The sequence below is a fragment of the Klebsiella sp. KTE92 genome, assembly GCF_000398905.1.
In the GTDB taxonomy this organism is placed as follows: domain Bacteria; phylum Pseudomonadota; class Gammaproteobacteria; order Enterobacterales; family Enterobacteriaceae; genus Klebsiella; species Klebsiella variicola.
The window spans coordinates 1,655,835-1,670,760 of record NZ_KB976100.1 but is presented as its reverse complement, the minus strand read 5'-3'; the positions used below and the strand labels follow the sequence as shown (position 1 = coordinate 1,670,760).

The window sequence follows — 14,926 nt, the reverse complement described above, 5'->3', positions numbered from 1 at the left end:
CGTAGCCGCCCTTTGTGCTTGATTACAGGACGAATCCTGCAATCTGTCAAGTAAACTCGTCACTATTCAGGTTGTTATTGCCTGAATGACAAAGATTACTCGCCTTTCGCTGCTTTGAACGCTTCAGCCATAGCGTTGTTGGAGAAGTTCGCGTCTTCCTGCTTGTTCACGGTAGCGATAGCGTCTTTTTCTTCCGCTTCGTCTTTCGCACGTACAGACAGGCTCACTACGCGGTTCTTACGATCCACGCCGGTGAATTTCGCTTCAACTTCGTCGCCAACGCTCAGAACCAGAGTTGCGTCTTCAACGCGGTCACGGGATGCTTCAGAAGCACGCAGGTAACCTTCTACGCCGTCAGCCAGTTCTACGGTTGCGCCTTTAGCGTCAACTGCAGTGACTTTACCAACAACGATAGCGCCTTTCTTGTTCAGAGCAACGTAGTTGTTGAACGGATCTTCCGCGAGCTGTTTAACGCCCAGGGAGATACGCTCACGCTCTGCGTCAACCTGCAGAACAACTGCTGCGATTTCGTCGCCTTTTTTGTATTCACGAACTGCTTCTTCGCCTGCAACGTTCCAGGAGATGTCAGACAGGTGAACCAGGCCGTCGATGCCGCCGTCCAGGCCGATGAAGATACCGAAGTCAGTGATAGACTTGATTTTACCTTCAACACGGTCGCCCTTGTTGTGGGTTTCCGCGAACTGCTGCCATGGGTTAGATTTGCACTGCTTCAGACCCAGGGAGATACGACGACGCTCTTCGTCGATATCCAGAACCATCACTTCCACAACGTCGCCAACGTTAACAACTTTGGACGGGTGGATGTTTTTGTTGGTCCAATCCATTTCGGAAACGTGAACCAGGCCTTCAACGCCTTCTTCGATTTCAACGAAGCAGCCGTAGTCGGTCAGGTTGGTCACGCGACCGGTCAGTTTGGTACCTTCCGGATAACGTTTAGCGATAGCTACCCATGGATCTTCGCCCAGCTGTTTCAGGCCCAGGGATACACGGGTACGCTCGCGGTCGAACTTCAGCACTTTAACAGTGATTTCGTCGCCAACGTTTACGATTTCGCTCGGATGCTTAACGCGTTTCCAGGCCATATCGGTGATGTGCAGCAGGCCGTCAACGCCGCCCAGATCAACGAATGCACCGTAGTCAGTGAGGTTCTTAACGATACCTTTGACTTCCATGCCTTCCTGCAGGTTTTCCAGCAGCTGATCGCGCTCTGCGCTGTTTTCGGATTCGATAACGGCACGACGAGAAACAACAACGTTGTTACGCTTCTGGTCCAGCTTGATGACTTTGAACTCAAGCTCTTTGCCTTCCAGGTGCAGCGTGTCGCGCACCGGACGAACGTCTACCAGGGAACCCGGCAGGAACGCACGAATACCGTTCAGCTCAACAGTGAAGCCACCTTTAACTTTGCCGTTGATAACACCGGTAACAGTTTCAGCGTCTTCGTAAGCTTTTTCCAGCGTGATCCAAGCTTCGTGACGTTTAGCTTTCTCACGGGACAGCAGAGTTTCACCGAAGCCGTCTTCTACTGCATCCAGAGCAACGTCAACTTCGTCACCAACCTGGATTTCCAGCTCGCCCTGGGCGTTTTTGAACTGCTCAGCCGGGATGGCGGACTCAGATTTCAGACCGGCGTCAACCAGTACTACGTCTTTGTCGATAGCAACAACAACACCACGAACGATGGAACCCGGGCGGGTTTCGATTTCTTTTAAGGATTCTTCAAACAGTTGAGCAAAAGATTCAGTCATGTTTAATCTTCAGGTTAATATTAACGTCCACCTGGCTCCGTGCCGGATGGGGTTGTTTCACATACCCGCTGACCATCCATTGCCGCGGGGTACTGCTATAATTCGGAGGCTTCGGCGCGCTACCGGTTAAGGCTCACGCAACGGCCAATTTTTCGCGCGCATATTGTAGCGCTTTTTCAATCACTTGCTCAATGTTTAGTTCTGTTGAATCGAGAACTAATGCATCGGCAGCCGGGACAAGCGGCGCCACGGCGCGATTTCGGTCGCGATCGTCACGCTCTTTTATCTCGGACAAAAGACGTTCAAAGTTAACATCAAAGCCCTTTTCCTGCAACTGCCGCATGCGGCGATGCGCCCGCTCATCGGCCGAGGCATCAAGGAAAATTTTCACCGGCGCGTCCGGGAAAACCACCGTGCCCATATCGCGCCCGTCGGCGATGAGCCCCGGCAGTTCACGGAAAGCACGCTGGCGGCGCAGCAGCGCTTCGCGAACGCGGGGGAAAGCGGCCACTTTCGAGGCGGCATTGGCGACCTCCTGAGTGCGAATTTCGCCGCTGACATCTTCCCCTTCCAGCACCACTTCCAGGGTGCCGTCAGTAGAAATAAAGCGCACGTCAAGATGGGCCGCCAGGGGCACCAGCGCCTCTTCGGACTCTACGTCAACATGATGATGCAGCGCCGCCAGCGCCAGAACGCGGTAGATCGCGCCTGAATCTAACAGATGCCAGCCCAGCGCTTCCGCCATTGCCTTGCACAACGTACCTTTACCCGCACCGCCAGGCCCATCAATGGTGATTACCGGAATATTCGCCGTCATCTTTTTCTCCTTCAGCAAGGCGCATGGAATATAAACGCTGCGCATTATACGCATCAATACGCCGGAAAGTGAGCATTGCTTGTAAATTACGGACTACAGGAAATGAAAAGCAGAAGTTTTGCGCAATTATAGCGGGCTGACAGGACATCAGCCCGCGGGATGACAAAGTTTTACTCAGGCGAGGGTACTGATCCGCGCCAGCTGTTCAAAATAGTCCGGGAACGTTTTGGCCGTACATTTGGGATCAAGGATGGTCACCGGCGTATCAGACAGCGCCACCAGCGAGAAGCACATCGCCATCCGGTGGTCGTTATAGGTGCCAATTTCAGCGTACTTCAGCGTCGCCGGCGGGGTGATGCGAATATAATCTTCACCCTCTTCCACCTCGGCGCCCACTTTACGCAACTCGGTCGCCATGGCGAACAGACGGTCCGTCTCTTTGACCCGCCAGTTGTAGATATTGCGCAGCGTAGTGGTCCCTTGCGCGAACAGCGCGGCGGTAGCGATGGTCATCGCCGCGTCCGGGATATGGTTCATATCCATATCGATAGCCTTGAGCTCGCCGTGGGTGCAGGCGATAAAATCGTCGCCCCAGGTCACGGTAGCGCCCATTTTCTCCAGGACGTCGGCGAAACGGATATCGCCCTGCACACTGCCGCGGCCGATACCGGTGACTTTTACCGTGCCGCCCTTAATGGCGCCAGCGGCGAGGAAATACGAGGCCGAGGAAGCATCGCCTTCCACCAGGTAATCCCCTGGCGACTGATACTGCTGCTTGCCGCGCACCACAAAACGCTGATAAGACTGATTGTCCACCTCAACGCCGAAGGTTTTCATCAGGTGCAGCGTAATGTCGATATAGGGTTTCGACACCAGATCGCCCTTAATGGCGATCACGGTATCCTGCAGCGCCAGCGGCGCGGTCATCAGCAGCGCGGTCAGGAACTGACTGGAGACGCTGCCGTCAACCTCGACGTTCCCGCCCTGAAAACCGCCGCGCAGGCGCAGCGGTGGATAATTTTCCTGCTCAAGATAGTCGATCTGAGCGCCGCCCTGACGCAGGGCATCCACCAGATGGCCGATCGGGCGCTCTTTCATCCGCGGTTCGCCGGTCAGCACAATATCGTTGCTGCCAAGGCACAGGGCCGCCGCCAGCGGACGCATCGCGGTTCCGGCGTTGCCGAGGAACAGCTCCAGCGCCGCAGCAGCGCGCAGCGGGCCGCCGTTGCCGGTCACTTCGCAGCGGGTGCGGTCGGCAGACAGGGTATATTGAACCCCCAGCGCACTCAGGGCATTCAGCATATGGCGCACATCGTCGCTGTCCAGCAGGTTGGTCAGCACCGTCGTGCCGCGGGCCAGAGCGGCCAGCAGCAGCGCGCGGTTGGAGACGCTTTTCGAACCTGGCAGGTTCACGGTGCCCTCTACGCGTGCGATGGGTTGTAACGTCAGGGATTCCATCAAACTTCACTCTCAAACAAACAGAATAAAAACCCCGCAGACAGGCCGCGGGGAGGAAGAAAGAAACAGGCGATTAACCGTGGCGGCGTTCGAAGTCCAGCATAAAGTCGGTTAACGCCTTCACGCCGTCCAGCGGCATCGCATTGTAGATGGAGGCGCGCATGCCGCCCACCACGCGGTGGCCCTTCAGCGCGTGCAGCCCGGCGGCAAACGACTCTTCGAGGAACAGTTTGTCCAGTGCGCTGTCCGCCAGCTGGAACGGCACGTTCATGCGTGAGCGGTTGGCTTGCGCCACATCGTTACGGTATAACCCGCTGTTATCGATAACGCCATAAAGCAGTTCGGCTTTCTGCTGGTTGATTTTATCCATCGCAGCGACGCCGCCCTGCTGTTTCAGCCACTTAAACACCAGACCAGCCAGATACCAGGCGAACGTCGGCGGCGTGTTAAACATCGAGTCGTTCTCGCTTAACACGGTGTAGTCGAGGATCGACGGACAGGCCACGCTGGCTTTGCCCAGCAGATCTTCACGCACGATGACCAGCGTCAGCCCTGCCGGGCCAATATTTTTCTGCGCGCCGGCGTAGATTACACCGAAGCGGTTGACGTCAATTTCGCGGGACAGAATGGTGGAGGAGAAATCAGCAGCGACGATGACGTCGTCGCCGAAATTCGGCGTATCATCAATCGCGATACCGTCAATGGTTTCGTTCGGGCAGTAATGCAGATAGGCCGCGCCCGGCGTCAGCTGCCACTCGCTCATCGGCGTAACAGCTCGCTTGCCATCGACAGTGATTTTCGCGTCGATAACGTTCGGCGTGCAGTATTTCTTCGCCTCTTTGACCGCGCTGGCGGCCCAGTAGCCGGCGTCCACATAGTCAGCGACGTTTTTATCGCCGAGGATGTTCAGCGGGATCCCCGCGAACTGGCCGCGGCCGCCGCCGTGGCAGAACAAAACTTTATAGTTGGAAGGGATATTCAGCAGAGAGCGGAAGTCCTGTTCTGCCTCTTCTGCCACCTGGATAAACTCCTTACCACGGTGACTGATCTCCATGACCGACGTACCCAGACCGTGCCAGTCGCACAGTTCTTGCTGAGCCAGTTTGAGTACTTCCGCCGGCAGCATTGCCGGGCCCGAACTGAAGTTATAGACCTGAGCCATTTCCCCTCACCACGTTGCTATGTTGTTTTGCCCGCGAACCGCCGCGGGCATAAGTTATTCCTGTGGCTATCGGTTTTATCATTCAGTGACACGGTCCGCAATGGCTAAAACTCGCCGACGGTAAAACGCGGCCACCGTCACACAACAGAATCTATCGGCTTGACGTAATAAAACCGACATATTTGCTGTCAGGTGAGTCGTTTCGCTCGGCTGGCCTTCGACCATTCTGCATTTGCGCAGCGGGAACATATTCGCTTTTCTCCCGCCTGCATCGCCATCACGATGCTGCAGCGTACGCAGGCATAGATCCCCTCCTGCGGAATCGTGGTGTAACGCGCGGTACAGTGGGTAGGCAGGATAGACAACCCCGCTCTGACCTCTTCATCCGGATAATAAAACACGCTGATCTGCCCGTTGGTTTCAAGGATCGCCAGCCGGACCTGGCCAAGCTGCTCGACGCTGTTGACCCGCAGCTCCATAAAGAATTCGAATTCGGTCATGTTTTCCGCATGCAGCTTCTCCCACGCCAACTGCCCCTCCTCGACCACCACGATAGGTTTACCTTCCAGGAGATCCTCCAGCTTTTCGCTGTGCCCCATCAGCCACATGATGCCGCGATACAGCAGCGCCAGCGTGATGAAGACCACCAGCACCGGCAGTAGCGGTACATCGTCATAAAACGCCACGTCCCCTGCCGCCGAACCGAGGGTCAGAATAATCAACACCTCGAACAGCGACATCTGCCGCACGCCGCGCCGTCCGGTAATCTTGAGGAAAATAAAGACCAGAACGAAGGTATAGAGGCTGCGCAACGCCACCTCGGCAAGAAACTCCACCGGCACTTTATCGAGCGCCATCCGCTGCCAGTCAAAGGCTTTCATCTATCATCTCCCTGTGGGTCATAAGTTGCCTCTAAGCATAGCCAGATGATGGAGATAGCACCTGTCAGATAAAAGCCGTATCATTGCGCGCTTTCCGTACGACAAAAGTGATCGCCATGACCCAAACGTTTATTCCCGGCAAAGATGCCGCCCTGGAAGATTCCATCGCTCGCTTCCAGCAGAAATTGCTCGACCTCGGATTTGATATCGAAGAGGCCTCGTGGCTGAACCCGGTGCCGCACGTGTGGTCCGTTCACATTCGCGATAAAGAATGCGCGCTGTGCTTTACCAATGGTAAAGGCGCCACCAAAAAGGCAGCCCTGGCCTCCGCGCTGGGCGAATATTTCGAGCGCCTGTCCACCAACTATTTCTTCGCCGACTTCTGGTTAGGCGACACTATCGCTAATGGCCCGTTTGTTCACTACCCGAACGAAAAGTGGTTCCCGCTGACCGAAAACGACGATGTCCCGGAAGGTCTGCTGGATGCCCGTCTGCTCGCGTTCTACGATCCGGACGATCAGCTGACCGCCAGCATGCTGGTGGATCTGCAGTCGGGGAACGATGAGCGCGGCGTATGCGGCCTGCCCTTTACCCGCCAGTCCGACGGCGAAACCGTCTATATTCCGATGAATATCGTTGGCAACTTGTACGTATCCAACGGTATGTCTGCAGGGAATACCCCGAATGAAGCACGTGTGCAGGGCCTGTCAGAGGTCTTTGAACGTCACATAAAAAACCGCATCATCGCAGAGAGCATCAGCCTGCCGGAGATCCCGGCGGAAGTCATGGCGCGCTATCCTGGCGTCGTGGAGTCGATCGCAAAACTTGAAGCCGAAGGCTTCCCGATTTTCGCCTACGATGGTTCGCTGGGCGGCAAATACCCGGTTATCTGCGTCGTGCTGTTTAACCCGACTAACGGCACCTGCTTCGCTTCCTTTGGCGCCCACCCGGACTTCGGCGTGGCGCTGGAGCGTACCGTCACAGAACTGCTGCAGGGTCGCAGCCTGAAAGACCTTGATGTCTTTACGCCGCCGACCTTTGATGACGAAGAAGTCGCCGAGCACGCGAACCTCGAAACCCACTTCATCGACTCCAGCGGCCTGATCTCCTGGGATATGTTCAAGCAGGATGCCGACTATCCGTTCGTTGACTGGAGTTTCTCCGGCACCACCGAAGAAGAGTTCGCCACCCTGATGGCCATCTTCAAGGCCGAAGATAAAGAAGTGTACATTGCCGACTACGAGCATCTGGGCGTTTACGCCTGCCGTATCATCGTTCCGGGCATGTCGGATATTTATCCGGCAGAAGACCTGTGGCTGGCAAACAACAGCATGGGCGCCCATCTGCGGGACACCATTCTGTCTCTGCCGGGCAGCGAGTGGGAAAAAGAAGATTATCTGGCGCTCATCGAACAAATGGATGACGAAGGCCTGGATGATTTCACCCGCGTTCGCGAACTGCTGGGCCTTGCCACCGGGAAAGACAACGGCTGGTATACCCTGCGCGTCGGCGAGCTGAAAGCGATGCTGGCCCTGGCTGGCGGCGATCTGGAACAGGCGCTGATCTGGACCGAATGGACCATGGAATTCAATGCCTCTGTCTTCAGCCCTGAGCGCGCAAACTACTATCGCTGCCTGCAGACCCTGCTGCTGCTGAGCCAGGAAGAGGAGCGTCAGCCGCTGCAGTATCTGAACGCCTTCATCCGTATGTATGGCGCCGATGCGGTCGAAGCCGCCAGCGCTGCGCTAAGCGGCGAAGCCCCGTTCTATGGCCTTCAGGCTGTCGACAGCGATCTGCAAGCCTTCCCGGCTCATCAGTCGCTGCTGAAAGCGTATGAAAAGCTGCAGCGGGCGAAAGCGGCGTTCTGGGCAAAATAAGCCCCCATACGCCAACATGCTTGCCAACAACGGAGCCCGATGCGGCTCCGTTATTTTAACCTGGCGAGGGAGCCACTATAGTTTGTAGTTGTAAAGTTAATTAATAGTAAATATCGCACTAATATCATTTACCAATTGTTAATTTAAAATAAAATACTCCATTTTAATTAACTCAAATACTGGGGCAAAAACGAAAAAATTCAACATAACTTATAAATTTTAAAATTTATTTTCCATAAAAAATTCAAATAGTTAAGCATCAAACAAGCAAAAACCACACACTAAAAAGGCATATAGTTCCGGTGAGATATGATCTATATCAATTTCCCTTCTATAATGCTTTGTTAGTATCTCACCGCCAACTTATATAAAGAGAGAGTTAGTGTGAAAGCTGACAACCCTTTTGATCTTTTGCTCCCTGCCGCGATGGCGAAAGTCGCCGAAGAAGCAGGTGTCTATAAAGCAACGAAGCATCCGATGAAGACCTTTTATCTGGCGATCACCGCTGGCGTTTTCATCTCCATCGCTTTCGTATTCTATATCACCGCGACCACCGGCACTGCCGCGATGCCTTTTGGGATTGCCAAGCTTATCGGTGGGGTCTGTTTTTCCCTGGGTCTGATTCTGTGCGTTATCTGCGGCGCTGACCTCTTTACCTCTACTGTGCTGATCGTGGTGGCGAAAGCCAGCGGTCGAATCACCTGGGGGCAACTGGCAAAAAACTGGCTCAACGTCTATTTTGGTAACCTGGTGGGCGCACTGCTGTTTGTGCTGCTGATGTGGTTATCAGGCGAATATATGACTGCCAACGGCGGTTGGGGGCTAAACGTCCTGCAGACCGCTGACCACAAATTGCACCATACTTTTGTGGAGGCCGTGAGCCTGGGTATCCTCGCTAACCTGATGGTTTGTCTCGCCGTATGGATGAGCTATTCCGGTCGTAGCCTGATGGATAAAGCGATGATCATGGTCCTGCCGGTAGCGATGTTTGTTGCCAGCGGCTTTGAGCACAGCATCGCCAACATGTTTATGATCCCGATGGGTATCGTAATCCGCAATTTTGCGAGCCCGGAATTCTGGACCGCTATCGGTTCAACTCCGGAAAGTTTCTCACACTTGACCGTTATGAACTTCATCACTGATAACCTGATTCCGGTGACTATCGGGAACATTATCGGCGGAGGTTTGCTGGTCGGGTTGACATACTGGGTCATTTACCTGCGTGGCAACGACCATCACTAAGGGTTGTTTCAGGCAGTAAATAAAAAATCCACTTAAGAAGGTAGGTGTTACATGTCCGAGCTTAATGAAAAGTTAGCCACAGCCTGGGAAGGTTTTGCGAAAGGTGACTGGCAGAATGAAGTCAACGTCCGTGACTTTATTCAGAAAAACTACACCCCATATGAAGGCGACGAATCCTTCCTGGCTGGCGCAACTGAAGCGACCACCAAGCTGTGGGACACCGTAATGGAAGGTGTAAAACAGGAAAACCGCACTCACGCGCCTGTTGATTTTGACACTGCCCTGGCTTCCACCATCACCTCTCACGACGCTGGCTATATCGAGAAAGGTCTGGAAAAAATCGTTGGTCTGCAGACCGAAGCGCCGCTGAAACGTGCGATCATCCCGTTCGGTGGTATTAAAATGGTTGAAGGTTCCTGCAAAGCGTACAATCGCGAGCTGGATCCGATGCTGAAAAAAATCTTTACCGAGTACCGTAAAACCCACAACCAGGGCGTATTTGATGTTTACACCAAAGACATCCTGAACTGCCGTAAATCCGGCGTGCTGACCGGTCTGCCGGATGCTTACGGCCGCGGTCGTATCATCGGTGACTACCGTCGCGTTGCGCTGTACGGTATCGACTTCCTGATGAAAGACAAATACGCTCAGTTCCAGTCTCTGCAAGAAAAACTGGAAAGCGGCGAAGATCTGGAAGCGACCATCCGTCTGCGTGAAGAGATCTCTGAACAACACCGTGCACTGGGTCAGATCAAAGAGATGGCGGCTAAATATGGCTACGACATCTCCGGTCCGGCAACGACTGCTCAGGAAGCTATCCAGTGGACCTACTTCGGTTACCTGGCTGCCGTGAAATCTCAGAACGGCGCAGCAATGTCCTTCGGTCGTACCTCCAGCTTCCTGGATATCTACATCGAACGTGACCTGCAGGCCGGTAAAATCACCGAGCAAGACGCGCAGGAAATGGTTGACCACCTGGTCATGAAACTGCGTATGGTTCGCTTCCTGCGTACCCCGGAATATGATGAACTGTTCTCCGGCGACCCGATTTGGGCAACAGAATCCATCGGCGGTATGGGTGTTGACGGCCGTACTCTGGTCACCAAAAACAGCTTCCGCTTCCTGAACACCCTGTACACCATGGGGCCGTCTCCGGAGCCGAACATTACTATCCTGTGGTCTGAAAAACTGCCACTGAGCTTCAAGAAATTCGCGGCTAAAGTGTCCATCGATACCTCTTCTCTGCAGTATGAGAACGATGACCTGATGCGTCCGGACTTCAACAACGACGACTACGCTATCGCATGCTGCGTAAGCCCGATGGTTGTTGGTAAGCAAATGCAGTTCTTCGGTGCTCGTGCTAACCTCGCGAAAACCATGCTGTACGCTATCAACGGCGGCGTGGATGAAAAACTGAAAATGCAGGTAGGTCCGAAATCTGAACCGATCAAAGGCGACGTCCTGAACTTCGACGAAGTCATGGATCGCATGGATCACTTCATGGACTGGCTGGCGAAACAGTACGTCACCGCGCTGAACATCATCCACTACATGCACGACAAGTACAGCTACGAAGCCTCTCTGATGGCGCTGCACGACCGTGACGTTATCCGCACCATGGCGTGTGGTATCGCTGGTCTGTCCGTTGCTGCTGACTCCCTGTCTGCTATCAAATATGCGAAAGTTAAACCGATTCGTGACGAAGACGGTCTGGCTATCGACTTCGAAATCGAAGGCGAATACCCGCAGTTTGGTAACAACGATGCTCGCGTCGATGACATGGCCGTTGACCTGGTTGAACGTTTCATGAAGAAAATTCAGAAACTGCACACCTACCGCAACGCTATCCCGACTCAGTCTGTTCTGACCATCACCTCTAACGTGGTATATGGTAAGAAAACCGGTAACACCCCAGACGGTCGTCGCGCTGGCGCGCCGTTCGGACCAGGTGCTAACCCGATGCACGGTCGTGACCAGAAAGGTGCTGTTGCCTCACTGACTTCCGTTGCTAAACTGCCGTTTGCTTACGCGAAAGATGGTATCTCTTACACCTTCTCTATCGTGCCGAACGCGCTGGGTAAAGATGACGAAGTTCGTAAGACCAACCTGGCCGGTCTGATGGATGGTTACTTCCACCACGAAGCGTCCATCGAAGGTGGCCAGCACCTGAACGTGAACGTCATGAACCGCGAAATGCTGCTCGACGCGATGGAAAACCCGGAAAAATATCCGCAGCTGACCATCCGCGTATCTGGCTACGCCGTACGTTTTAACTCCCTGACCAAAGAACAGCAGCAGGACGTTATTACCCGTACCTTCACTCAGACCATGTAATTCCCAGTCTGACTGAAAAAGCGTACAATAAAGGCCCCACATCAGTGGGGCCTTTTTAACAAGTGATCCCCGCCCCAGCCTGCTTTGCCAGTTATCTATACTTTGGGTACCTGTCAAAACAGACTCGACGCAGCCGCTGAGCTGTGCACCAACACGGCCCCGGATGGGCCACATCTGGAGAAAACACCGCAATGTCAGTTATTGGTCGCATTCACTCCTTTGAATCCTGTGGCACCGTTGATGGCCCGGGCATCCGCTTTATTACCTTTTTCCAGGGCTGCCTGATGCGCTGCCTGTACTGCCATAACCGTGACACCTGGGATACCCACGGCGGCAAAGAAATCACCGTTGAAGAGTTAATGAAAGAGGTAGTGACCTATCGTCACTTTATGAATGCCTCCGGCGGCGGCGTCACGGCATCAGGCGGCGAAGCGATCCTGCAGGCGGAGTTTGTTCGCGACTGGTTCCGCGCCTGTAAAAAGGAAGGTATTCATACCTGTCTCGATACCAACGGCTTTGTCCGTCGCTACGATCCGGTTATCGACGAACTGCTGGAGGTGACTGACCTGGTCATGCTGGATCTTAAGCAGATGAACGATGAGATCCACCAGAACCTGGTCGGCGTTTCCAACCACCGCACCCTCGAGTTTGCCCAGTATCTGGCGAAAAAGAATATCAATGTCTGGATCCGCTACGTCGTGGTTCCGGGCTGGTCAGACGATGATGACTCCGCGCACCGCCTGGGCGAATTTACCCGCGATATGGGCAACGTCGAGAAAATTGAACTGCTGCCCTACCATGAGCTGGGCAAACACAAATGGGTAGCGATGGGCGAAGAGTACAAGCTGGACGGCGTTCATCCGCCGAAAAAAGAGACCATGGAGCGGGTGAAAGGCATTCTTGAGCAGTATGGTCACAAGGTGATGTACTAAGAGCCTCATCAGGGTCGGTGGTGCGCTTACGCCGGCCCGAAGCGACACTGGAAATCATTCCAGCCCCGCCGTTGATCCTCATGAAAAGCGCAATGCCGTCTCTCTGCAGTGGAAAACATGCGATAGAAACAGATGACGTGCAGCCTTCGCTGCACGTCAGAATGGTTATGCGTGCGCCACCGGCGTCGGATGATGCCCGGCTTTACGCAGCAGGGTCAGCAGATAGATAAACGACACGCTGGCGATCATGATAAACAGCAGATTGTCTGAGAAATTCTGCATCAGCATTGCTGTCAGGGTCGGGCCCAGCAGACTGCCGATGGTATAACTCATCAGCAGCGCCTGATTCATCGCCACCAGTTGGTGATGTTCGACTTTTTCGCAGGCCCAGGCCATCGCCACCGGATACAGCGTGAAACCGGATGCCCCAAGCACAAACAGCGCCGGGGCCATTGCCGCCTGACTCAGCATCGCCATACAGCCCAGAATGACCACAAAGACCTGCACCCGCAGCACCAGCAGACGGCCATAGCGGTCAGCCAGGCGCCCTACCGGCCACTGGCCGAGGATCCCCGCGCTCACCATCACCGCCATCCAGAAGCCAATGCCGGCGTCGCTCACACCCTGATGGTTCAGCCACAGCGGCATCAGGCCATACAGCGAACCGAGGACAATCCCCGAGATAATACAGCCATTGACCCCGTGGCGCGCCTGGCGCAGCTTCAGCATCGGCCAGATACGAACTGTTTCGTGCGGCTCTTCAGCCTGTCCCATAATACGGGTAAACAGCAGCGGCAGGATCGCCGCCAGCGCCAGGCCAGTCACCCACGGCAGGACGCTCATTAAATCGGTAGGTAACTTACTGACCATCAGCTGGCCCAGTACGGTACCGACATAATAGACCATCATGTACGCCGCCAGCAGACGGCCGCGGCTGCGGGAAGTCCCGCTGCAGACCAGCGCGCTTTCCACCACCACCCAAATCATCGCGCAGCCTACGCCGGCGATAAACCGCCAGCTCAGCCACGTCCAGAAGCCAACGGTGATCCCCAGCCCTACGCAGCCGACGGCGAAAATTAACGACGCGAGATAATAGCTGCGGTTAAACCCAAGGCGCTTAATCACCCAACCAGCCAGCAACGTACCGGCCAGGTTGCCGGTAAAATAGGATGACCCCACCATGCCGACCTGCCAGGTTGGCATATTTTCATGGGCGAGCCAGAGCGGGACGAGCGTATTCAGCACCGCTATCGCCAGAGTCAATAAAAGCAGGCCACAGAGCAGCATTTGCACTGGCCGGGTGTAGATGGTCATGGGTAAAAAACCGTGAGGAATGTTCAGATCGCGAGCGCATCATGCCACCGCTAAAAACATTGTCAATCCACCTGAAATCAGGCGTGATGCGGTTTTGCAGGCTACGATAGAAGTTTTTTATCCACAGAATGGGTAAAGGTGAGGCAACAGATAATACACTGTTGTTTTTCTTAATTTATTAATAAATGTCGACGTTGATTTCAGTTGAAAAATTTCATCTATCGACAGCACGTTTTCATCATGCCGGCGTATGACCGCCGGCATGATGACGCCGATTAACTGGCGATAGCCATCCCCACGGTCATATGCAGACCATAGAATACGCCGCGGCCAATCATCTCTCCCGCCAGCACCAGAACAAACGCCAGGCTAAGCAGCGAGACCGCCGGCTTGCGGCCGCGGATCTGCGGCACGCACCAGCAGGCCAGGGCCAGCGCCAGCAGCACCATACGCCAGGCCATAAGCAACCCGTAATCCGGCACCAGAGCGGAGGCCTGCTGGATTGAACTGTGAATAGTAGCGAGTTCACTCCCCTGCATCAGGACCACGACAATACTCGCCAGCAGCGCCAACAAAGTGACCACCGGCAGCAAGCGCAGCGCCCAGCCGTCAACGCCTGCCACGCGCAGCAGCAGGTAGCCCAGCAGCGGACCGCCGATAAACAGCGTCAGGAAGAAGCTCAGCGGCGTCCAGACGGTGTACCAGGTCGGCACCGTGTCGATGGTGTTGTATACCCGCACCATCATCCAGACGAAGATCACGCCCAGCACCATGGTGACTATCAGCCACAGGCTACGCAGGCCGGCAGGCAGTTTTTTACACACGGCCAGTAGCCAGCCAATCCCGCCGACGGCGAAGAAGATCGCCCCGCTAGCTATCTCATTACTCAGCGACGAGGCTCCCACGCGATTCAGCGAGTTAAAGGCCCGTAGCGGCGAACCGAGGTGCATTGTCGAGGCGATAAACCCGATCCCCATCAATACCCACAGGCCAAACATACTCCCCACCACGCGCTGCTCCTGCTCGCGAGAAAGATTGCCCGTCATCAGCGCCAGGGCCATGACGATAAACCCGCCCGCGACGCACTGGCCGAAGACAGTAAAGATCATCAGCGGCCATTCATGCCATCCGTTTCCCATC

General features: G+C 54.8%; 11 protein-coding genes. 4 read left to right on the top strand and 7 right to left on the bottom strand.

The features are described 5' to 3' along the window. Positions 1-95 precede the first annotated feature (95 nt). The 5 genes from rpsA to A1WC_RS17375 all read right to left on the bottom strand — a co-directional run bounded on the left by rpsA (position 96) and on the right by A1WC_RS17375 (position 6,087). Positions 96-1,769 (bottom strand): 30S ribosomal protein S1, encoded by a 1,674-nt coding sequence (gene rpsA, locus A1WC_RS17355; RefSeq protein WP_002898162.1) that lies wholly within the window; start codon positions 1,767-1,769, stop codon positions 96-98. Positions 1,770-1,902: 133 nt separating this feature from the next. Then, positions 1,903-2,586, bottom strand: coding sequence for a (d)CMP kinase (cmk, locus tag A1WC_RS17360; protein WP_012542319.1), 684 nt, complete (start codon positions 2,584-2,586; stop codon positions 1,903-1,905). Between the two features lie 174 nt (positions 2,587-2,760). Beyond that, positions 2,761-4,044, bottom strand: coding sequence for a 3-phosphoshikimate 1-carboxyvinyltransferase (gene aroA / locus A1WC_RS17365; protein ID WP_016160564.1), 1,284 nt, complete (start codon positions 4,042-4,044; stop codon positions 2,761-2,763). Positions 4,045-4,117: 73 nt separating this feature from the next. Then, on the bottom strand, positions 4,118-5,206 hold the full coding sequence (gene serC, locus A1WC_RS17370; RefSeq protein ID WP_016160563.1) for a 3-phosphoserine/phosphohydroxythreonine transaminase: 1,089 nt from the start codon (positions 5,204-5,206) through the stop codon (positions 4,118-4,120). A 188-nt stretch (positions 5,207-5,394) separates the two neighbouring features. Beyond that, on the bottom strand, positions 5,395-6,087 hold the full coding sequence (locus A1WC_RS17375; RefSeq protein WP_012542321.1) for a DUF421 domain-containing protein: 693 nt from the start codon (positions 6,085-6,087) through the stop codon (positions 5,395-5,397). Positions 6,088-6,203: 116 nt separating this feature from the next. Between A1WC_RS17375 and ycaO the strand changes: the two genes are divergently transcribed. The 4 genes from ycaO to pflA all read left to right on the top strand — a co-directional run bounded on the left by ycaO (position 6,204) and on the right by pflA (position 12,472). Beyond that, the gene (gene ycaO / locus A1WC_RS17380; protein WP_012968619.1) at positions 6,204-7,964 is read left to right on the top strand and encodes a 30S ribosomal protein S12 methylthiotransferase accessory factor YcaO; all 1,761 of its coding nucleotides are present in this window, start codon (positions 6,204-6,206) and stop codon (positions 7,962-7,964) included. A 384-nt stretch (positions 7,965-8,348) separates the two neighbouring features. Then, positions 8,349-9,206 carry a formate transporter FocA gene (gene focA, locus A1WC_RS17385; protein ID WP_008805853.1) on the top strand — a complete coding sequence of 286 codons (858 nt, stop codon included), beginning with the start codon at positions 8,349-8,351 and terminating at the stop codon, positions 9,204-9,206. Positions 9,207-9,257: 51 nt separating this feature from the next. Beyond that, positions 9,258-11,540 (top strand): formate C-acetyltransferase, encoded by a 2,283-nt coding sequence (gene pflB / locus A1WC_RS17390; RefSeq protein WP_008805852.1) that lies wholly within the window; start codon positions 9,258-9,260, stop codon positions 11,538-11,540. Between the two features lie 191 nt (positions 11,541-11,731). After that, entirely contained in the window at positions 11,732-12,472 is a 741-nt protein-coding gene (gene pflA, locus A1WC_RS17395) for a pyruvate formate lyase 1-activating protein (RefSeq protein WP_002898145.1), read from the top strand. A 165-nt stretch (positions 12,473-12,637) separates the two neighbouring features. Here the strand turns inward: pflA and A1WC_RS17400 are convergent, their stop codons facing one another. Together A1WC_RS17400 and A1WC_RS17405 are read right to left on the bottom strand one after the other, a co-directional pair. Further along, positions 12,638-13,786 (bottom strand): MFS transporter, encoded by a 1,149-nt coding sequence (locus tag A1WC_RS17400; RefSeq protein WP_008805851.1) that lies wholly within the window; start codon positions 13,784-13,786, stop codon positions 12,638-12,640. Between the two features lie 275 nt (positions 13,787-14,061). Next, positions 14,062-14,925, bottom strand: a complete 864-nt coding sequence (locus A1WC_RS17405; protein WP_012968620.1) for a dimethyl sulfoxide reductase anchor subunit family protein — start codon at positions 14,923-14,925, stop codon at positions 14,062-14,064. Position 14,926: the final 1 nt, after the last annotated feature.